General features: G+C 66.0%; 16 protein-coding genes and 1 tRNA gene. 5 read left to right on the plus strand and 12 right to left on the minus strand.

Annotated features, from left to right (window positions below; all coding sequences use genetic code 11):
- Positions 1–78: 78 nt before the first annotated feature.
- Together Y958_RS08205 and Y958_RS08210 are read right to left on the minus strand one after the other, a co-directional pair.
- Positions 79–166: transfer RNA gene (locus Y958_RS08205), tRNA-Ser, on the minus strand.
- 156 nt (positions 167–322) lie between these two features.
- The gene (locus Y958_RS08210; protein ID WP_088871616.1) at positions 323–964 is read right to left on the minus strand and encodes an aspartyl/asparaginyl beta-hydroxylase domain-containing protein; all 642 of its coding nucleotides are present in this window, start codon (positions 962–964) and stop codon (positions 323–325) included.
- A 180-nt stretch (positions 965–1,144) separates the two neighbouring features.
- On the opposite strand from Y958_RS08210, the gene Y958_RS08215 reads away from it, so the two are divergent.
- Positions 1,145–2,995 (plus strand): DUF885 domain-containing protein, encoded by a 1,851-nt coding sequence (locus Y958_RS08215; RefSeq protein WP_088871617.1) that lies wholly within the window; start codon positions 1,145–1,147, stop codon positions 2,993–2,995.
- 565 nt (positions 2,996–3,560) lie between these two features.
- Here Y958_RS08215 and Y958_RS08225 read toward each other — a convergent pair.
- The 3 genes from Y958_RS08225 to Y958_RS32135 form a co-directional block, all read right to left on the minus strand.
- Positions 3,561–4,721, minus strand: coding sequence for a hypothetical protein (locus Y958_RS08225; RefSeq protein WP_088871619.1), 1,161 nt, complete (start codon positions 4,719–4,721; stop codon positions 3,561–3,563).
- A 90-nt stretch (positions 4,722–4,811) separates the two neighbouring features.
- Positions 4,812–5,369: a LysR substrate-binding domain-containing protein gene (locus tag Y958_RS32130; protein ID WP_211098476.1), complete on the minus strand. Its 558-nt coding sequence runs from the start codon at positions 5,367–5,369 to the stop codon at positions 4,812–4,814.
- Positions 5,288–5,680 (minus strand): LysR family transcriptional regulator, encoded by a 393-nt coding sequence (locus tag Y958_RS32135; RefSeq protein ID WP_211098477.1) that lies wholly within the window; start codon positions 5,678–5,680, stop codon positions 5,288–5,290. Before Y958_RS32135 ends, Y958_RS32130 begins: the two co-directional genes overlap by 82 nt.
- A gap of 136 nt (positions 5,681–5,816) precedes the next feature.
- Between Y958_RS32135 and Y958_RS08235 the strand changes: the two genes are divergently transcribed.
- Complete coding sequence (locus tag Y958_RS08235; RefSeq protein WP_186291118.1) at positions 5,817–7,007, plus strand: cupin domain-containing protein; 1,191 nt, start codon at positions 5,817–5,819, stop codon at positions 7,005–7,007.
- Positions 7,008–7,165: 158 nt separating this feature from the next.
- Here Y958_RS08235 and Y958_RS31280 read toward each other — a convergent pair whose 3' ends face one another.
- The 3 genes from Y958_RS31280 to glsA form a co-directional block, all read right to left on the minus strand.
- Positions 7,166–7,588 carry a hypothetical protein gene (locus Y958_RS31280; protein ID WP_145727709.1) on the minus strand — a complete coding sequence of 141 codons (423 nt, stop codon included), beginning with the start codon at positions 7,586–7,588 and terminating at the stop codon, positions 7,166–7,168.
- A gap of 22 nt (positions 7,589–7,610) precedes the next feature.
- On the minus strand, positions 7,611–8,534 hold the full coding sequence (locus tag Y958_RS31285) for a hypothetical protein (RefSeq protein WP_145727708.1): 924 nt from the start codon (positions 8,532–8,534) through the stop codon (positions 7,611–7,613).
- A gap of 133 nt (positions 8,535–8,667) precedes the next feature.
- On the minus strand, positions 8,668–9,723 hold the full coding sequence (gene glsA / locus Y958_RS08240; protein ID WP_088872559.1) for a glutaminase A: 1,056 nt from the start codon (positions 9,721–9,723) through the stop codon (positions 8,668–8,670).
- A 226-nt stretch (positions 9,724–9,949) separates the two neighbouring features.
- Between glsA and Y958_RS08245 the strand changes: the two genes are divergently transcribed.
- Positions 9,950–11,653 carry an Hsp70 family protein gene (locus Y958_RS08245; RefSeq protein WP_088871620.1) on the plus strand — a complete coding sequence of 568 codons (1,704 nt, stop codon included), beginning with the start codon at positions 9,950–9,952 and terminating at the stop codon, positions 11,651–11,653.
- Entirely contained in the window at positions 11,650–13,368 is a 1,719-nt protein-coding gene (locus Y958_RS32765; protein WP_088871621.1) for a J domain-containing protein, read from the plus strand. Before Y958_RS08245 ends, Y958_RS32765 begins: the two co-directional genes overlap by 4 nt.
- Before the next feature lie 14 nt (positions 13,369–13,382).
- Here Y958_RS32765 and Y958_RS08255 read toward each other — a convergent pair whose 3' ends face one another.
- The 4 genes from Y958_RS08255 to Y958_RS08270 all read right to left on the minus strand — a co-directional run bounded on the left by Y958_RS08255 (position 13,383) and on the right by Y958_RS08270 (position 17,572).
- Positions 13,383–14,357, minus strand: a complete 975-nt coding sequence (locus Y958_RS08255) for an SRPBCC family protein (RefSeq protein WP_088871622.1) — start codon at positions 14,355–14,357, stop codon at positions 13,383–13,385.
- Entirely contained in the window at positions 14,354–14,701 is a 348-nt protein-coding gene (locus tag Y958_RS08260; protein WP_088871623.1) for an ArsR/SmtB family transcription factor, read from the minus strand. The genes Y958_RS08255 and Y958_RS08260 overlap by 4 nt, the downstream gene beginning before the upstream one ends.
- A 118-nt stretch (positions 14,702–14,819) precedes the next feature.
- Positions 14,820–16,961 (minus strand): peptidyl-dipeptidase Dcp, encoded by a 2,142-nt coding sequence (gene dcp, locus Y958_RS08265; protein ID WP_244909233.1) that lies wholly within the window; start codon positions 16,959–16,961, stop codon positions 14,820–14,822.
- Positions 16,962–17,164: 203 nt separating this feature from the next.
- A complete protein-coding gene (locus tag Y958_RS08270) occupies positions 17,165–17,572 on the minus strand; it encodes a DUF2000 family protein (protein ID WP_088871625.1) in 408 nt (135 codons plus the stop codon).
- A gap of 37 nt (positions 17,573–17,609) precedes the next feature.
- On the opposite strand from Y958_RS08270, the gene Y958_RS08275 reads away from it, so the two are divergent.
- Positions 17,610–18,527 (plus strand): AraC family transcriptional regulator, encoded by a 918-nt coding sequence (locus Y958_RS08275; protein WP_244909234.1) that lies wholly within the window; start codon positions 17,610–17,612, stop codon positions 18,525–18,527.
- Positions 18,528–18,530: the final 3 nt, after the last annotated feature.

An 18,530-nucleotide genomic window follows, 5' to 3' on the forward strand; every position in this document is an offset into this window, starting at 1 on the left:
AGCACCATCCAGTTGGTTCGCACTGGCCACAAACCTAGGGACGGCAAAGGGCGATTTCAAGCGTGGGTGTGGACGGGATGGCGGATGGGGTGGGATTCGAACCCACGGTGAGTTGCCCCACGGCGGTTTTCAAGACCGCTGCCTTAAACCACTCGGCCACCCATCCGTCTTATCCGTCAGCAGGTTGGCGGACATCCTCAACCCTGGGCGGGAAGACGAATCCATCCGGTTCCACCGATGGCCCGGGCCTGGGGCGCCGGGAGGCCCATCGTCTAGCATTCCCTCGCGGCCCGCGTCCACACGGTTGCGCGGGGTGCCGCCATTATTCCTGGCCGCTGACCCGCCAAGCCCGCACCAGGTTGCAGCATTCCTGCGCCAGCTGGATGCGCCGGGGCGGTTCGGCCGACAGCGCCGGGGGGAACAGGCGCGCCAGGGCCGGGGTGGCATCGACGTCCAGGGCCAGGACGACGCGCTGTTCGGGCGCCGGGTTCTCGACCTGATGGGGGATGGAAAAGTCACCCGCCCAGGCCTGGCCGGGGGGATAGGCGGCCGCCTCGTGCCCGATCCAGGTCACGGCGGCCGGCGGCACGGCGATGGGAATGAGGATGCGCGCCTCCGCCAAGTGCAGGGCCTGGCCGTCATAATGCCATTTCAGGATCTCCCCCGGCCCCTGCCGCAGCAGGTAGCTGGCCCGCACCCGCCAGTCCGCGCGCGCCAGAAGCGCGGCGACGGACGGCATCATGGCCAATGCCGGCATCGCCACCGGCGCCCCCTCCAGGCGTCGGTCCAGCAGCGGCACGGATGTCCAGCCGTTGGTACCGCCGAAACTGCCGCGCGCCTCGGCCGGCAAATCCCGGTCCAGGGTGGCGAAGTCCGCCTGAAGCGCGGCCACGTCCATCGCCATGGCCAACGGGCCGTGCAAGGTGAGCCCGCTGTCCCGCGTCAATTCCTGCCAAGGATGCAAGCCCGCCCCCGTCCCCTACGCCCGTGCACCACGTTCCTGTTTAGCGGTTAAGCCGCCCGGCCGCCATGAGACAGGTCATCCACCGGCACGCCCCCGCGCCGGGCGATTTCCCCCTCGCGCCCCGCCCCCGGGCCGGGTACAAGCGGATCAGGCAGTTGCATACAATATCGGGAGCGAGACATGTCGGATATCAGCCGCCGCGCGTTGCTGGCGGGCGCCTCGGCCGTGGCCACCAGCCTGGCCCTGCCCTTCCCCGTCTGGGCCGCGGAGGCCACCCCGGCGCCGGGTGACGCAGCGGCGGAAAAGCTGCTGGCCGGCATCGCCGAGCGGCTGCTGGCTGAATATCCGGAAAACGCCACGGCGCTGGGCATCGACAAGGACGGGCGCGCGGCTCTGCACGGCCGCCTGACCGACCGCTCCGCCGCCGCCGACCGCGCCCGCGCCGCCTGGGCCAGCGAGACGCTGAAGACCCTACAGGCGGTGGACCGCGCCGCCCTGTCCGCCCCCCAGGCCCTGAACGTGGACGTGACGGAGGAGGCCTTCCGCACCGCCATCGAAGGCTGGCGTTTCCCCTTCGGCGATGTGGGCACGCTGTCCGGCCAGAACAGCTTCCGCAACACGCCCTATTCGGTGACGCCCCTGGGCGGCGCCTATGTCGACATCCCCACCTTCCTCGACACCCAGCACACGGTGGAGACCGCCGCCGATGCCGACGCCTATCTGGCGCGGGTGGAGGCCTATGCCGGCGAACTGGCGGCGGAGGCCGAGCGCCTGGACCATGACCGCGGCGTGGGCATGGTGGCGCCCGACTTCGTGCTGGACATCATGCTGGGACAGATGGTGCCGTCGCGGGCCGAACCCGTCGCCCAATGGGGCTTGGTGGAGTCGCTGCGCCAGCGCGCCGCCAAGGCCAGGCTGCCGGAGCGCTACGCCAAGGAGGTGGAGGCGCTGTGCGCCGCCAAGGTGGCGCCGGCCCTGGACAAGCAAATCGCTGCTCTGAAGGCCCAGCGCACCGTGGCGGTGGCGGAGCCCGGGGTGTGGCAGCGGCCGCAGGGCGAGGAGTACTACGCCTGGGCGCTGAAGGCCGGCACCACCACCACCCGCACGGCGGAGGAGATGCACGCCCAGGGGCGGGAGCAGATCGCCCAGATCCAGGCGGAGATGGACACCCTGCTGAAGGCCCAGGGCCTGAGCCAAGGCACGGTGGGGGAGCGCATGACGGCGCTGAGCAAACGCCCGGACCTGCTGTTCGCCAACGACGATTCCGGCCGGGCCAAGCTGCTGGAATACCTGAACGGCCGCATCGCCGACATCCGCACCCGCCTGCCCCGCGCCTTCGCCACCCTGGTGCAGGGCAAGCTGGTCATCCGCCGCGTGCCGCCCGCCATCCAGGACGGCGCCCCCAACGGCTACGCCTCGGCCGGCAGCATCGACGGCAGCGTGCCCGGCTATTACTACATCAACCTCAAGGACACGGGCATCTGGCCGCGCTATTCCCTGCCCACGCTGTGCTATCACGAGGGTATTCCCGGCCACATCTGGCAGGGCGAATACGCCAACCAGCTGCCCCTGATCCGCACCCACCTGGCCTTCAACGCCTATTCCGAGGGCTGGGCGCTGTATGCCGAGCAGTTGGGCAACGAGCTGGGCGCCTATGACGGCGACCCGCTGGGCAAGCTGGGCTTCCTGCAGTCCATCGGCTTCCGTGCCTGCCGCCTGGTGGTGGATACCGGCATCCACGCCAAGCGCTGGGGCTTCCAGCAGGCGCTGGACTGGTTCCACGCCAACACCGGCATGCCGGTGGCCCAGCTGCGTAGCGAGCTGAACCGCTACTGCGCCATGCCGGGCCAAGCCTGCGGCTACAAGATGGGCCACAACCAGATCAACATGCTGCGCAAGAAGGCCGAGGGCGCCCTGGGCCAGCGCTTCGACCTGAAGCGCTTCGACGACGCCCTGGTGCTGTCGGGCAACGTGCCCCTGACCCTGCTGGAACGCATCATCGACCAGCACATCGCGGCCGTGAAGGGCTGAGGCTGGACGGGCGGCGGCTGGAGAAACCTGGCCGCCGTCCCAGCTAGGCACGCCATTGGCTCAAGTCACACGCACATGACCAAAGAACGAGCCGTGGGTGATTGAAAAAGTGATCCGAATAAGGGCTTCCTAGTCAGATTTATTGACGTCACGCACAAGATACAGATCCATGCAAATCTGAAAATAGTATCCAAGTATGGCCATGCGCGATCTGGCCGCCGTCTCATAATCCCCCGCTATTTCGACGTCATCCATCTCCATGACATGAGAGAGCATATCGTTCATGCTCATTTCCCTTGGATCGCACGTCCCTAGCGCACCTAACGCCCTCAACAGATCCTGATTGGCCCGACGATAGTCTTGGCGCCCGAACGACATTCTAGCCCAACTCCAGTACTGCATGATCCGCTTAAACTGGGCCGGATCTATCGTGGGAATGGTGGGATCATCTCCCCGATGTGCGTCCCCGTCAGCGCTGCAGCTTGGCCCACCGCCACCTGCCGACGCGCCGCCCGTTGGCTGGCAGATAAGGGGCAGGGCCATGATAGCAGACCACAAGGCTGCTTTAGCGGACTTCCGGATAGATGCGGCGCAAGACGCCATGATCACCCTCATAATAAGCAAGACCATAGTTTTTGGCAGCCTCAACATTCGCTATCCTATTGGCTGTATCACTAGGATATCCAAGCTCATCCATCAAATATTTTACTCTGTCATCTTGATATTTTATCACATTTTCATAACTATCAGATCGGCGCGTCTGTTTTGTTTTTAGGAACATGAACTGTTTGTCGCCACTTTGAACAAGGGAGAAATTGATCGGGTTGTCGAGAAGAACCTGCGTATCGCCGCCGCTGAATGATACCCCCACCCTTCCATCGTCATACGGGTGGGTATGGGTTGTTCCGAGAAGGCTGTAATGTGTCGGGTCCTTGACCTGAAGGTCCGGCCTGAAATCCCGACAAGTGACACCCTTCCCGTCCTTGTTCTGAAATTCCAGTGCTCCATCTTGCCGGGCCACCACAGTGGCGCCGTGCTCCCTGACCTTTTCGCCTGTTTCTAAACACCGCGGCGCATTTGGCTGTGACAGAGGCGCCAAGCTTTCCTGCCAAAGCGAATTGTTCGCCTGCTCAATGTCATCGGCGAATCTGAACACCGGCGGGGCGTGATACGGGTTCGCTGGAATGGCGAAATCGGACGCAGTCGAAACAGGCGGAAGCGCCTGTGCTTTGGGAATGTCCGCGTCCCTCTTCTTCGGCTTGGTTGCCGCTTCCCGCCCGCTCGACGCGGCTGGCTTTGCCTCGACCGGCCCACCCGCCTCCCGCTCCCCACCCTCGCCGTCCGCCCAGCGCCCATGCCAGTCGCGGGGTTGGTCGGGGCTGTACTTCGCCAGATTGTCATTGGCCCGGGCAAGGCGAACGGCGGCATCCCAGTCCAGTTCCGGCAGGCGCAAGTGCACCGCACGGATCATGGCCTGAACCAGGTCGCCCCGGTTCAGCGCGTCGGCGATCTTAACCAAACTGGGCAGCACGGCGGCGTGCGGCCCGATGCCGGCATAGGCACGCTTCAGGAGAACCGACACCTCCGCCACCGGGCGGGCCTGGAAGCCGCCGGCGCCCTTGGCCAGCAGGGGAACACCGGCCAGGGCGAGACCTTCCGCCGTGCAACTGACGCCCAGGCCACCCGGGCCGTTGCTCAGGCGGTACCGACGTTGCCAACCATCCATGCTCGCTCTCCCGGTTGATGGAAAAGCATCGTATGTTCCTATTTTGTTCATGTCAACCAATGCGCGAGCGGACCGGAGAAAAACCGCCCGTCACGCCGCCGGTGGCAGCGCTATCTCCGCAGCCGCTTTGGCACGGATGGCATCGGACATTTCCGTCAGGAAGCGGCGGTCGCGCGCCTTCCTTTCCAGGATGACGAACTCCAGGGCGCCCAGGGACGGCAGGCGGGGATCGGGCGCACAGGCCTGCACGCCGGCCGGCAGCAAGCGGCTGGAATGGGCCATCATGCCCACCCCCATGGACGTGGCCGCCGCCAGGCCGTTCAAGTCGCCGCTGGTGCAGGCGATGCGCCAGGGCACGGCCGACCGCTCCAGCGCCGTCAGGGCCATGAAACGGGTGATGCTGGGCGGCGGGTACAGCACCAGTTGCGCCTCGTCATGGCGGAACACCGGCGCCGCCGTGGCCGAGGCCCACACCACCTGGTCGCGGAACACCAGTTCCCCCCGATCACCGTCCGGCCAGCGCTTGCACAGCACCATGTCCAGGGCGCCGTCGTCGAACATCTCCGTCAGCGTGCGGCTGAGGGCGATGGTGAAGTCCAAATCCACCTCGGGATGGCCGGCCATGAAGCAGCGGATGATGTCGCGCACCCAGCCATGGCCAGATCCTCGCAGGCGCCGAAACGGAACAGCTGGCGCTTGGTCGACTGGGTGAAATGGCGCCTCGCCCGCTCGTTCACCTCCAGGATGGAACGGGCGAACTCCAGCATGGCGCGGCCATGCTCGGTCAGGGCGTTGGAATGGGTGTCGCGCTGGAACAGGCGCTGGCCGGCGAACTGCTCCAGCCGCTTCACATGCTCACTGACGCTGGATTGCAACAGGCCCAGCTGGCGCCCCGCCTCCGAAAAGCTCTTCACCTCCGTGATTGCGACAAATGTACGCAGGTGAAGGGGGTCCAGCATGGCGCCTCATCGGGATTTTCGATCACCGTTATCTAATCATCAGAATTCCGATTTACCAATCCCAAGTCAATAGTGAGGTCACGAATACAAATCATCGCGCGGCGAATACCGGGCGTATGGTAACGGGAGGATATTGATGTCTACGAACCGGCGCGGTTTTCTGGGCGCCGCGGCCCTGGGCGCCAGCGGCATGGTGACGTTCCGCAGCGTGGCGGAGGCGGCGGACAAATTCATGGCCAAACCCGGCGACGGCGGCTTCGGCCGCAACGCCGTGCCCCTGCCCCCCGGCGACACCGTGGCCTACCACGACCCGCAGGACGTGGGCGCCATGCCCGACTTCAAGTTCTCGCTGGACGGCAACAAGCCCAAGGTGACGACAGGCGGCTGGGCCAAAGAGGCCACCGTCCACCAGTTCCCCATATCCAAGGGCATCGCCGGCGTGCACATGTTCCTGCAGCCCGGCGCCTCGCGCGAGTTGCACTGGCACGCCATCGCGGCGGAATGGGCCTTCGTCATCGAGGGCCGCTGCCAGACGGTGGTGATCGATCCCTCCGGCGCCAGCGAGATCAACAATTTCGAGCCGGGCGACCTGTGGTACTTCGCCAAGGGTCACGGCCATTCCATCCAGTGCATCGGCGACAAGCCCTGCCACTTCATCCTGTCCTTCGACAACGGCGCCTTTTCCGAGCACGGCACCTTTTCCATCACCGACTGGGTGGACGTGACGCCGAAGGAAATGCTGGCCCTGAATTTCGGCCTGCCCAAGGACGTGTTCGACGCCTTCCCCAAGGGCGAGACCTACATCCAGTCCGGCCCCATCCTGCACGCGGCCGATGCGTTGGAGGCCCCCTGGCCCAAGGAATCCACCCACAAGTTCCGCCTGTTGAAGGACCCCAAGGCGGCGCGCGACTTCGACGGCGGCACCTTCCGCCTGGCTACGGTGGATGAGTTCCCCGCCTCCCACACCATGTCGGGCGGCTACATGACCCTGAAGCCCGGCGGCATCCGCAAGCTGCACTGGAACGTGAACGCCAACGAATGGCACTACTACCTGCGCGGCAAGGCCCAGGTGGCCCTGTTCGGCTCCGGCGGGCGCGGCAAGGTGGCGGAGTTCGGCCCCGGCGACGTCGCCTACATCCCCATGGGCTTCGGTCACGCCATCCAGAACGTGGGCACCGAGGACGTGGAGATGATCCAGACCTGGGACAACGGCAAGTTCGAGGAGATCGACTTGGACAAATGGGTCCAGTCCAGCCCGCGCTACCTGCTGTCCAACAACTTCACCGGCGTGCCGGACAAGACGCTGAGCCGCATGAAGCAGACCTGAGTATTACGGGTGTCATCTGACGACGAAGGGTGGGGCGGTTCCGGCGGGGCCGCCCCATTCGTCGCCAGAGATTAATGGCACCGCACATGAACTATTCACAATTCTTCCGGAGGAGAAGTGGTGCTGTAAATTAATAATACCGCCATTTGATTTTACTATTAAAATCTTTCCCAATATGTCTTTCCCTTTTTTAGTTTGAACTCCTCCTCTCCATATCCACCGCCCTTCTTCTTATAACGCCATTTTCCGATATAGCTTTTTCCATTCAAGATGCCAGAATATGTGCCAGCGCCATCCTCACCCTCAGGTATTTCGAACTCCAGGCGCTTCCCGTCGAATTTCGCAGGAACGACGATTGGCGGCGATGGCATCTCAGTGGTTGATTGAAATACCACCATATCCCCATCTGTGGATATTACGTACCAGATCTCAAATCCCGAAAGATCTCCACCTTCAGCGAGTTTTTGAATATTACTGTATATACCTAGAGCATGCAGATGCTTCTCACTACTAGCGAACGCAGCGCATGGCACTAGGAAAATAAATAATAAAGCCTGGAAACAGATTCTCAATTTTATCATAAACCCCTCCAGTAAATTCTAATTATTGACATCCAACACTAATGTGAATGTGATTGGAATGCTCCCGTACCAAATCGGGATGTTGGGGGGATATTTCCACAAATTCACCTTTGGAAGAACGAGCATAAATACCAGGGGGGCCAAAGGAATTGTATACATGGTCAAATTCCATGGCGTAACTCTGGATTCTCTCAACCAAGCCCGATATGGATGGATCTCCAACATGAACACCATTAATATAATTGATATCAATGGCGTTTCCAAAAGTATGGGGGTCTGTGGATTTATGCCCGCCTGTTGTTGACGATACCCTGATTGACTCAACTCCAGGAATAGAGCCAAGGGAATTAATAACAGAAGCGAGCCTCGGATCAATAGGCTGATCGATATTCCTATTGTCGAAGTCTATTTTCAGTCGTAAAGAATTTTGAGCAAGATGCTCCAAGCCGTTACCGCAATTCACCTTTCCTCGACGAGCATCCTCTTTGGCGTCCTTCGCTTCCTGCCTTCCCGATGCGGCTGACGGCTTTGCCGTCGCCTTCGTCCCTTGGCCACTGCTGTCCGTAAAGCGCCCATCCTCATCGCGCGGCTGGTCGGGGCTGTACTTCGCCAGATTATCGTTGGCCCGCGCCAGGCGGACAGCAGCGTCCCAATCCAATTCGGGCAGGCGCAAATGCACGGCGCGGATCATGGCCTGGGCCAAGTCGCCCCGGTTCAACGCGGCGGCGATCTTGGTGAGGCCGGGCGGGATGGCGGCACCCGGCTCCGCGCCAACGTAGGCGCGCTTCAACAATACCGCCACCTCGGCCGCCGGCCGGGCCTGGAAGCCGCCGGGGCCCTTGGCCAACAGGGGCACACCGGCCAGGGCCGAGCCCTCCACCGTGCAACTGACGCCCAGGCCGCCGGGGCCGTTGCTCAGGCGATACCGACGCTGCCAACCATCCATGCTCGCTCTCCCTGTTGCTGGAAGAGCAGCCTATGTTCTGTTTTTGTTCTTGTCAATCTAAAGGAGAAGGAGGCGGCTGTTCTCGCGTGTCGCCCCTCCCCTCCTCCCGACGTTCCCCGCCCTGGAGCCGGGCTTATTTGCCCGCCGCGAACAGGTTCAAACCCAGCGCCTCGGCGATGGATTGCGCGGCCAGCTGGCCGCGCACGCTGTTGCCGGCGGCGTCCAGGCGGGAGGAATAGATTCCAATGGCCAGCTTGCCGGGCGCCACTGCCAAAATGCCGCCGCCCACGCCACTCTTGCCCGGCAGGCCCACCTTGAACAGCCACTCGCCCGAGGTGTTGTAGAGGCCGGCGGTGGCCATCACGGCCAGCACGCGGGCGCTGGTGGCCGGATCGACCACCGCCTTATGGCTCACCGGGTTGGTGCCGCCGTTGGCCAGCGTGGCGCCCATGGTGGCCAGATCCACGGCGCTGACGTTGTAGGAGCATTCGCGGGTGTAGAGGTCCACCGTCACGGCCGGGTCGCCATAGAGATGGTCATAGCTTTGCAGCAGCAGGGCGATGGCCTGGTTGTGCTGGTTGCCCGCCATTTCCGACTGGTAGACGTCCTGGTTCAGGGCCAGCGTCCGCCCGGCGAAGGCGGAGGCCGTATCCAGCACCGTCTTCCAGCGGGCGTTCAGATCGGCGCCGGGCACCAGGCTGGCGGCGGCGATGGCGCCGGCGTTGACCAGGGGATTGCCGGCCGGCGGGCTGCCCGTCAGCTTGTCGTTGTTCAGCTCGATGGCCAGGACGGAGTTGAAGGGCTGGCCCGTGGCGTTCACGCCGATCTTGGCCATCACCGCGTCCGGCCCCTGGTCCTTCAGCACGCGGGCCAGCGTGAAGACCTTGGCGATCGACTCCACGGGGAACTCCTGTCCCGCGTCGCCGGCCTTGAACACCCGGCCGTCCGCCGTGACCACGGCGATGCCGAACAGCTTGGGATCGGCCTTGGCGAGATAGGGGATGTAGCTGGCGTTTTCCCCCTCCATCACGCCCTTGAACTTGGCGTAGGCCTGGTCCACGGCCTGCTGGATGGCCTGGTCGCCGGGCGGCGCCTCGCGCGCCGGCGCGGCGCCGGCGCTCAGCAAGGTCAGCGACAGCGCAATGGCGGCGCCCCAGGCGCGCGCCCGCTGGGTCAAACCGGACTTCATCAAATAATCCCCCTCGTTCAGGCTGGCCGGCGTGCCGGCGCCGGTGTTTGGCGTCACTGTAGCGGGGCCGCCCGTCCGCCAAGAAGCCTTAATCGTGGCCACATGATCTTGGCCGCATGCTGGCATCCGCCCTTCCCCCTGGCCCTCCCGGCGGCTAGAACGGTGGTGGAATGACGCGTACTTCCGGGTGGCGCTGGGCGGTTGGTGTATCAGGAGGGTCGTTGGGTTGATCGTCGGCATCGATTTGGGCACCACCAATTCCGCGGTGGCCGTCTGGCGGGATGGCAAGGCGGAACTGATCCCCAACAGCCTGGGCCACCGGCTGACGCCCTCCGCCGTCAGCCTGGATGACCAGGGCACGGTGCTGGTGGGCCTGCCGGCACGCGAGCGCCAAGCCACCCACCCCACCCTGACCGCCACCGCCTTCAAGCGCCTGATGGGCTCGCAGCGCGTCACCCGCCTGGGCAAGCGCGATTTCCTGCCGGAGGAACTGTCGGCCCTGGTGCTGAAGGTCCTGAAGGCCGACGCGGAGGCTTATTTGGGACAGCCGGTGACCGAGGCCGTCATCACCGTGCCCGCCTATTTCAACGACAAGCAACGCAAGGCCACCCGCCGTGCCGGCGAGCTGGCCGGCCTGAAGGTGGAGCGGCTGCTGAACGAGCCCACGGCGGCGGCGCTGGCCTACGGCATCCACCAGCTGGAGGCGGAGACGCAGTTCCTGGTCTTCGACCTGGGCGGCGGCACCTTCGACGTGTCCATCCTGGAGATCTTCGAGGGCGTGATCGAGGTACGCGCCACCAGCGGCGACAACCGCCTGGGCGGCGAGGACTTCAACGAGCTGATCGTGGACGACTTGCGCCAGCGCTACGCCGCCGACTGGGGCCGTGACACGCGCGACAGCGACGCCCTGTACCAGCGCCTGCGCGCCGCTGCCGAACGCGCCCGCCGCGCCTTGAGCGAGCAGGCGGCGACGCCGGTGCGCGTGGTGTGGAAGGACAAGACCTATGAGTATGAGCTGACGGCGGAGGCCTTCGAGGCCAAGGCCGAAGGCCTGCTGAACCGCCTGCGCGAGCCGGTGCTGCGCGCCCTGCGCGACGGCCAACTGGAGGCGCGGTCGCTGCGCGAGATCGTTCTGGTGGGCGGGGCCACCCGCATGCCGGCGGTGCGCCGCGCCGTCACCCGCATGTTCGGCCGTTTCCCAGCCCATTCCGTGCACCCGGACGAGGCGGTGGCACTGGGCGCCGCCGTCCAGGCCGGGCTGAAAGGCCGCGACGCCGCCCTGAACGAGGTGGTCATCACCGACGTCTGCCCCTATTCCCTGGGGGTGGACGTGGCGGAGCGCAACCCCGACGGCAGCCTGCGCACGGGCATCTTCTCCCCCATCCTGGAGCGCAACACCGTCATCCCCGCCAGCCGGGTCAGCAGCTTCCACACCCTGCAGGCCAACCAGAAGGCGGTGACCTTCACCATCTACCAGGGGGAGTCGCGCGACGTGCAGGACAATGTCGCCCTGGGCCAGGTCAGCATCCCCGTGCCGCCCCGGCCGGCCGGGGCCGTCAAGGTGGACTGCCGCTTCACCTATGATATCAACGGCCTGCTGGAAGTGGATGTCCATGTGCCGGAAACGGGGGAGCAGCGCAATCTGGTCATCACCGACGAGGAGGCGGCCAAGCCGGATGACCTGGAGGCCCGGCGCCAGGCGCTGGCGGCCCTGAAGGTCCACCCGCGGGATACCGAGGCCAACCGCGCCGTGCTGGCCCGCGCCAACCGCTGCTATGAGGACTTCCTGGGCGACAAGCGCGCCTATGTCGCCCACCTGCTGGCCCAGTTCGAAGGCATCCTGGAGGGCCAGGAGCCCCGCGCCATCGAGGCCGCCCGCCAGTCCCTGAGCGAGGCGCTGGACCAGCTGGAAGGCGAGACCTACCTGTGAGCCCTTGGGACATCCTGGCGCTGGAGCCCACCGGCGACCAACTGGCCATCCGCCGCGCCTATGCCCGGCGCCTGAAGGTCACCAATCCGGAGGATGATCCGGACGGGTTCCAGGCGCTGCGCCAGGCCTATGAGCAAGCCCTGCTGCATGCCCGCCGGCAGGTGCCGGACGAAAGCGTGGCGGCGGCGGAGACAGCCGAGGCGCCGCCGCACGCCGTCGATGGGACATCGGAGGTCCCCGCCGGGCCGATGCCGGCGGAGGTCCCGCCCCCGGAACCCACGGTGGATGAGGCGGTGGTCCGCCACGTCGCGCTATGCAATCGCCTGGGCGACCTGCTCTCCACCCAAAGCCCTGCCGAACCCGCCGCGCTCAAGGATGCCCTGGCGGCCGTGCTGGCTTCCCCCGCCCTCATCCATATCGATGTGCAGAACCGGACGGAGGATTGGCTGGCCCGGCTGCTGCTGTCCACGGCCCCCCGGTCGGACGTGCTGGTCCCCGTCGCCAGCGCCCACTTCCGCTGGGACGCGGCCAAGGCCCACACGCAGACGCCCCTGCTGGCCGCCGTGCAGAAGCGCGGGCGCGACCTGGCCTTCCTGGCCAAACTGGGGGGCCGGGACCACGCCTACGCCGCGGCCTACCGCCTGTTGCAGGCGCCGCCCAGCCGATACAGCCCGCGCCTGCGTCTGTCCCTGCCGGACCTGGCCAAGGATGTGCGCAGCCTGATGACCCTGATCCGTAACGACTATCCCTCGCTGCGGGCCAATTTCGACACGAATGTGCTGGCGGCGTGGGAGGCTTATTTGGCCGCCGAACCGGTCAGCGCCGGTCTGGCGTGGCTGCTGCTGGCCACGCCCCTGTTCCTGGCCGCCTACGTCTATCTTCAGGTCAACCTGTCACCGGAGGATCTGGCGGCGGCCTGGCCCGTGGGCTTCCTGCTGATACCGCCCCTGCTGGCCGCCGCTGGCCTGGTCTACCGGCTGGGCGTGCGCATGCCGGCGCGATGGCTGCGGCGGCGCTGGGCCCGGGACGCGGGGCCCGCTGTCCGCCTCGGCTGGGCCCCGCTCAGCCTGGCACTGATCCCCCTGGCGCTGGCCTTGCCACCGTCTGTCGGCATCCCCGTCACGGCGGCGGCGGCCACGCTGGCGCTGTGGTGGGCGGGCCTGTTCCAGATGGTCTACGCCAACGACACCAGCCGCCAGGCCGTGCGCATCCTGCTGGCCAACAGCATTCCCCTGGTGTTCTGGCTGTTCTGGATCGGATCGCTGCTACCGGCGGCACAGGTGCCGGCCTTCGCCGTGGCGGTGGCGGGCGCGCTGCTGGCCACCAGCATCGGGGCCGGCCTGCTGACCCGCTGGTGGTATGGGGAGATCGAGCAACCCCGGCGGCGCCGGATCCTGGCGGGCCTGGCGCTGGCGGCCTTGCTGACCATGGGCCTGCTGTTCGCGGCCGACACCGCGCCGGGCCTGCTGCCCTGGGCCGTGGCGGCTGTAACCCTGGTGCAGATCCTGGAGCGCGTCCCCTCGCTTGCCCTCTCCGGCGAGGCGGCGAAGCGGCGCTATTACGCCGTCTGGGGCACGGGCGTGGCACTGCGCGTCGCCCACACCATGGCCAGCGCGGTGGATACCCGCGACGTTTTGCTGATCGGCGGCCTGGTGCTGATGGCCAGCGTGCTGGGCATGATCGCCTACCAGCTGAAACGCCCCCAGGCCGCCTGATCCAGCCGCTTGTTTCAGTCCTTCAGCGAGGCGCCCAGCCGGTCCATCAGGAAGCCGGTGCCGTGCTCGCGGGAGCCGTTATCCTCATAGCCGTCCAGGAAGGCCCCCTGCTCGGTGATCTTCAGGGTGGTGCGGCCCTCGCCCGCCGGCTTCAGCTCCATGGTGGCCAGCGAGACGGAAATCTTCCGCTCATCCAGGTGCATGACATAGCTGTAGACGATGCGCTCATTGGGGATGATGTCGAGGTAATGCGCGTCGAAGGTGGAGGTCATGCCCCCCTGCCAGCGGCCCTTGGCCCGCTCCGTGCCGCCGACGCGGAAATCCATGGTGCGCTCCAGCGATTCCCACTGGCCAGGATCCCCGCCGAACCACTTGGACTTGGCTTCCATGTCCGACAGGGCGCGCCACACCCGGGCCGCCGGCGCGTCATAAGTGCGTTCCAGGCTGAAGATGGCGTGGACGGCGGAACGCTGGGCGGGCTGCTCGCCGGTGCGGCCGTCCATGTGGGCCGCGTGCCGCGCCAGCTTGTCCAGCGTCTGGGACCAACCCTCCGGCGCGCCGCCGATGGCCGCCAGCATGGCGGGATCGTAGACGGTGTAGGTCTGCACGATGTCCAGCTGCGTGCCGCAGGTGGTGTCGGAGAAGGTGACCTCCGTCCAGGCGGTGAACAGCACCTTGCCGTCGCCACCATCCACCCGCAGGTCCAGCACCAAGCGCTGGTTGGGCGTGACCTCGGCGACGCTGCCGCGCGTCCAATGCTGCGTGCCGTCCGGGGCCTGCATGCACACCTCGAACGGGCCACCCACCCGCAGGTCGATGGTGGCGTGGGGCACGGTGTAATGCGCCGGCGCGAACCAGTGCTTCACATGCTCCGCCTTGCTCCACGCCTTGAACACCGTCTCGCGCCGCGCCGGGACGCTGCGGGAAATGCGCACGGGCTCGGGCCGCAGCACGGCCGCGTCCACCGCCTGGGTTCCAACTTGGGTCATGATTCCTCTCCGTCTTCGTCTTTTAGCGTTTCGAGATACTGGCCCAGCCGATCCAGGCGACTGACCCATTCCATGCGCCGCTGATTGATCCATTGCTCCGCCAGGCTCAGCTGGGCGGCATCGATCCGGCAGGTCCGCACCCGCCCCACCTTCTCCGAGCGCACCAGGCCGGAGCTTTCAAGTACCGCCAGATGCTGCATGACCGCCGGCAGGGACATGTCCAGCGGCTGAGCCAACTCACTGACCGACGCCGGCCCCCGCACCAGCCGCTCGACGAGCGCGCGGCGGGTGGGATCGGCAAGCGCCTGGAAGGTGAGGTCGAGGGGGGATGGTTGGTTAAGCATGTGCTTTAGTAACGCGGCACAGATACTTAAGCAAGCGATTTAGTATCGTGACTTGAAAAAGGGCCGGTGGCATGCGCCACCGGCCCCTATCAGGTTCAGATAACCCCGGAGGGCTAGCTTACTTGCCTTCCGGCGCCAGGCCGCGGTTCTGCAGCATGGGCCCGATGTCCGGGTCCTGGCCGTAGAAGGCGCGGAACATGGGGCCGTAGTCCTCGGTGTGGCCCTTGGACAGGATCATCTGGCGGAAGCGCTCACCGTTCTCCCGCGTCAGGCCGCCGTGGTCCTTGAACCAGGCGTAGCTGTCGTCGTCCAGCATCTCCGTCCACAGGTAGGCGTAGTAGCCGGCGGCGTAGCCGTTGCCCCAGATGTGCAGGAAATAGCTGGAGCGGTAGCGCGGCGGCACGTCGTCCACGTCCAGGCCGGTCTTGGCCAGCGCTTCCTTCTCGAAGGCGTCCACATCCTGCTTGGGCGCGTCGGCCGGCAGGCTGTGCCATTCCAGGTCCAGCATGGCGGCGGCGACGATCTCACCCAGGGCATAGCCCTGGTTGAAGGTGGCCGCCTTCTTGATCTTCTCCACGAGCTCGGCCGGCATGGCCTCGCCCGTCTGGTAATTCTTGGCGTAGTGGGCCAGGACCTTGGGGTCCAGCGCCCAATGCTCGTTGAACTGCGACGGGAACTCCACGAAGTCGCGCGCCACATTGGTGCCCGACAGCGTCTCATAGGTCTGGTTGGCGAACAGGCCGTGCAGGGCGTGGCCGAATTCGTGGAACATGGTGGTGACGTCGCTGAAGCTGATCAGCGCCGGCTGGCCCGGAGCAGGCTTGGTGAAGTTGCAGACGTTGTAGACCACGGGCTTGGTGCCCAGCAGCTTGGACTGCTGGACGAAGTTGGACATCCAGGCCCCGCCCGACTTGTTGTCGCGCTTGAAGTAGTCGAAGTACATCAGGCCCAATGCCGAGCCGTCCTTGTCGATCACGTCGTAGACCAGCACGTCGGGCTGGTAGACGGGGATGTCGGTGCGGCGCTTGAAGGTCAAGCCGTACAGCTGGTTGGCGGCGTAGAACACACCCTCCTCCAGCACGGTGTGCAGCTCGAAATAGGGCTTCAGCGCGCCCTCATCCAGGTCGTACTTGGCCTTGCGCACCTGCTCGGCGTACTTGTCCCAGTCCCAGGGCTTCAGGGCAAAATCCTGGCCGTCCTTCTTGATCTGGGCCTGAATCTCCGCCGCCTCGCGCTTCTGCTCCGCCGCCAGGGCGGGCACCATGCGCTTCATGAAGCCCTCCGCCGCATCGGGCGTCACCGCCATCTGGTCGGCCAGGACATAGGCGGCGTAGTTGGGGAAACCCAGCAGCTTGGCCTTCTGCGCCCGCAGGTTGGCGATGTCGGAGATGGTGGCGCGGGTGTCGTTGGCGTCACCCTTCTCGGCGCGGGTCCAGCCGCGCTCGAACAGGGCCTGGCGCGTGGCCCGGTCGTCGAGGGAGGACAGCGCCGGCTGCTGCGTGGTGTTCTGCAGCGGCACCAGGTACTTGCCCTCGAGCTTGCGGCCCTTGGCGGCCTCCGCGGCGGCGGCGATGGCGCCATCGCCCATGCCCGCCAGCTTGGCCTTGTCATCGACCACCAGGCCGCCTTCCTTGGCCGCCGCCACCAGCTTCTGCTGGAAGGCGGTCTCCAGCGACGACAGCTTGGTGTTGAGATCGCGCAGCGTGGCCTTGTCGGCGTCATTCAGCATGGCGCCGGCATGGATGAACTGCTGGTAATAGACCTTCAGCAGCTGGGCCTGCTCCGGCTTCAGCTTCAGGCTGTCGCGCTTGTCGTACAGCGACTTCACCCGCTGGAACAGCTTGTCGTTCAGGTAGATGGCGTCATTGTGCTGGGACAGCAGGGGCGACACCGTGGTCTGCACCGCGTCCAGCGCATCGTTGGTGTTGGCCTGCACCACGCCGAAAAAAACCTGGCTCACCCGGTCCAGCATGCGGCCGGACTTCTCCATCGCCACCAGGGTGTTGTCGAAGGTGGGGGCCGCCGGGTTGTCGGCGATCTTCTTGATCTCGGCCAGCTGGATCTTCATGCCCTGCTTGAACGCGGGCAGATAATCGGCGTCCTTGATGATGTCGAAGCGGGGCGCCTCGAACGGCAGGGTGCTGGCGGTGGCGAAGGGATTGGCGCCAGCCGTGGCGGGCTTCTCCGCCAACGCCGGGGTGGCGGCGAGCGTCGCGAGCGCCAGCGCGCCCACGGTTCCAAGCAGAACGGTACGTGTCATCGGGATCCCCTGACAGTCTCTTGTTTCGTTTCCCTGCCCTCGACGGCCGTCGATCAACAGGGGTGACCAGGCGGATCCCCCCCGCAGGGTCCCGCCGAAGGGGGAGGTTGTAACACGTCCGGCGAAGGATCGTTGCCCCTTCCGTGGCGGCACGGGGCCGGGACATGCGGCATTTTAAGCGTCTGGGCCGGTAACCCAACCCGTCAGGGATGCATGCGGGCGCCTTTGGTGACCTTGTCCACCAGCTTCTTGTCGGCGCGCAACCCCAGGCCCACCACCCGCGCGTCCTCCGGCCCGAAATCGGCGAAGACGGCGCGGTTGGCGGCGTCGTGGCCGGTGCTGAACATCTCTTCGATATAAAGCGAGGTGCGCAGGCCCCGTTCCAGGGTGCGGCGATGAATGGCGGCCATGGTCGCCGCGTCGGCGGCCAACACGATGACTGGCTGCACCGACAGCGGATTGTAGACGGTGCCGGAACGGTCACGGTAGGGTTCGCCAATGATCTCCGGACATTGGGCGACGATGCCGCTGGTCAGGAAGGCGGTGACGTTCAGCGCCTGCCAGGCGGCCAGGTCTTCGCGCAGGACGAGGGCGATTTTGGTGTCGAACATCAAGACAGGGTCCTTGAGGCTGGGGAAGGCCCCGACTGTGGCGGGCGTCGCCGGCGCCGGTCTTGGACGTTTGTGCGACCCGGAACCGTGCGAAGCCGCCACCGACGCGACGGGTGACGGCATCACCGCCGCCCCGGCCTTCCCCGGTATCGAGCGGATCGAGGCGCGCTTCCATGGTGAGGCCTTCAGCCCCCACCGCCACGACACCTATGGCCTGGGCGTGACGCTGCACGGCGTCCAGACCTTCCAGTACCGAGGCCAGCGGCGCTACAGCCAGCCCGGCAACGTCATCATCCTGCATCCGGATGAGGAGCATGACGGCGGCGCCGGCACGGATGAGGCCCTGCGCTATCGCATGCTGTACCTGGAACCGGCGCTGCTGCGCCGGTGCCTGGACGCCGATGGACAAGCCGGCGCCGCCCTGCCCTTCGTCGATCAGCCGGTACTGGCCGACGCGGAGCTGCGCCAGGTGCTGCTGCCCGCGCTCAGTTCCCTGGAGGAGGGGCTGGAGGATCTGGCGGTGGACGACCTGCTGGTCCGCCTCGCCCGTGGCCTGGCCCGCCATGCCGGTGCCAAGGCCAAGCCCCTGGGCCTGCTGGCCCAGCGCCAGGCCCACCGGGCGCGGGACTACCTGGAAGCCAACGCCCTGGCTCCGGTGCGTTCAGAGGATTTGGAATCGGTGACGGGGCTGGACCGTTATGCCCTTGCCCGCCACTTCCGGGCCCTGTTCGCCACCAGCCCCCACCGCTTCCTGGTGATGCGCCGGCTGCAGCACGCCCGTCGCATGATCACCGAGGGCGAGCCATTGGCCGAGGTGGCGGCCGCCACCGGCTTCGCCGACCAGAGCCACCTGCACCGCCATTTCAAGAAGGCCTTCGGCATGACGCCCGGACGCTGGGCCAGTCTGGTGGAATCGACGGAAGCAGCCTCGTGGAGGCGCGCGACCGCCGGCTGAGGG

The sequence above is a fragment of the Nitrospirillum viridazoti CBAmc genome (genome assembly GCF_000730165.1).
In the GTDB taxonomy this organism is placed as follows: domain Bacteria; phylum Pseudomonadota; class Alphaproteobacteria; order Azospirillales; family Azospirillaceae; genus Nitrospirillum; species Nitrospirillum viridazoti.

What these genes read in the sequence shown, in the direction of transcription:
- Y958_RS08215 (WP_088871617.1), top strand. Translation starts at nt 1,145, where the DNA reads ATGTCGGATATCAGCCGCCGCGCGTTGCTGGCGGGCGCCTCGGCCGTG.
- Y958_RS31285 (WP_145727708.1), bottom strand. Translation starts at nt 8,534, where the DNA reads ATGGATGGTTGGCAGCGTCGGTATCGCCTGAGCAACGGCCCCGGCGGC.
- Y958_RS08260 (WP_088871623.1), bottom strand. Translation starts at nt 14,701, where the DNA reads ATGCTTAACCAACCATCCCCCCTCGACCTCACCTTCCAGGCGCTTGCC.
- glsA (WP_088872559.1), bottom strand. Translation starts at nt 9,723, where the DNA reads ATGAAGTCCGGTTTGACCCAGCGGGCGCGCGCCTGGGGCGCCGCCATT.
- Y958_RS31280 (WP_145727709.1), bottom strand. Translation starts at nt 7,588, where the DNA reads ATGATAAAATTGAGAATCTGTTTCCAGGCTTTATTATTTATTTTCCTA.
- dcp (WP_244909233.1), bottom strand. Translation starts at nt 16,961, where the DNA reads ATGACACGTACCGTTCTGCTTGGAACCGTGGGCGCGCTGGCGCTCGCG.
- Y958_RS08225 (WP_088871619.1), bottom strand. Translation starts at nt 4,721, where the DNA reads ATGGATGGTTGGCAACGTCGGTACCGCCTGAGCAACGGCCCGGGTGGC.
- Y958_RS08235 (WP_186291118.1), top strand. Translation starts at nt 5,817, where the DNA reads ATGTCTACGAACCGGCGCGGTTTTCTGGGCGCCGCGGCCCTGGGCGCC.
- Y958_RS32135 (WP_211098477.1), bottom strand. Translation starts at nt 5,680, where the DNA reads ATGCTGGACCCCCTTCACCTGCGTACATTTGTCGCAATCACGGAGGTG.
- Y958_RS08270 (WP_088871625.1), bottom strand. Translation starts at nt 17,572, where the DNA reads ATGTTCGACACCAAAATCGCCCTCGTCCTGCGCGAAGACCTGGCCGCC.
- Y958_RS08255 (WP_088871622.1), bottom strand. Translation starts at nt 14,357, where the DNA reads ATGACCCAAGTTGGAACCCAGGCGGTGGACGCGGCCGTGCTGCGGCCC.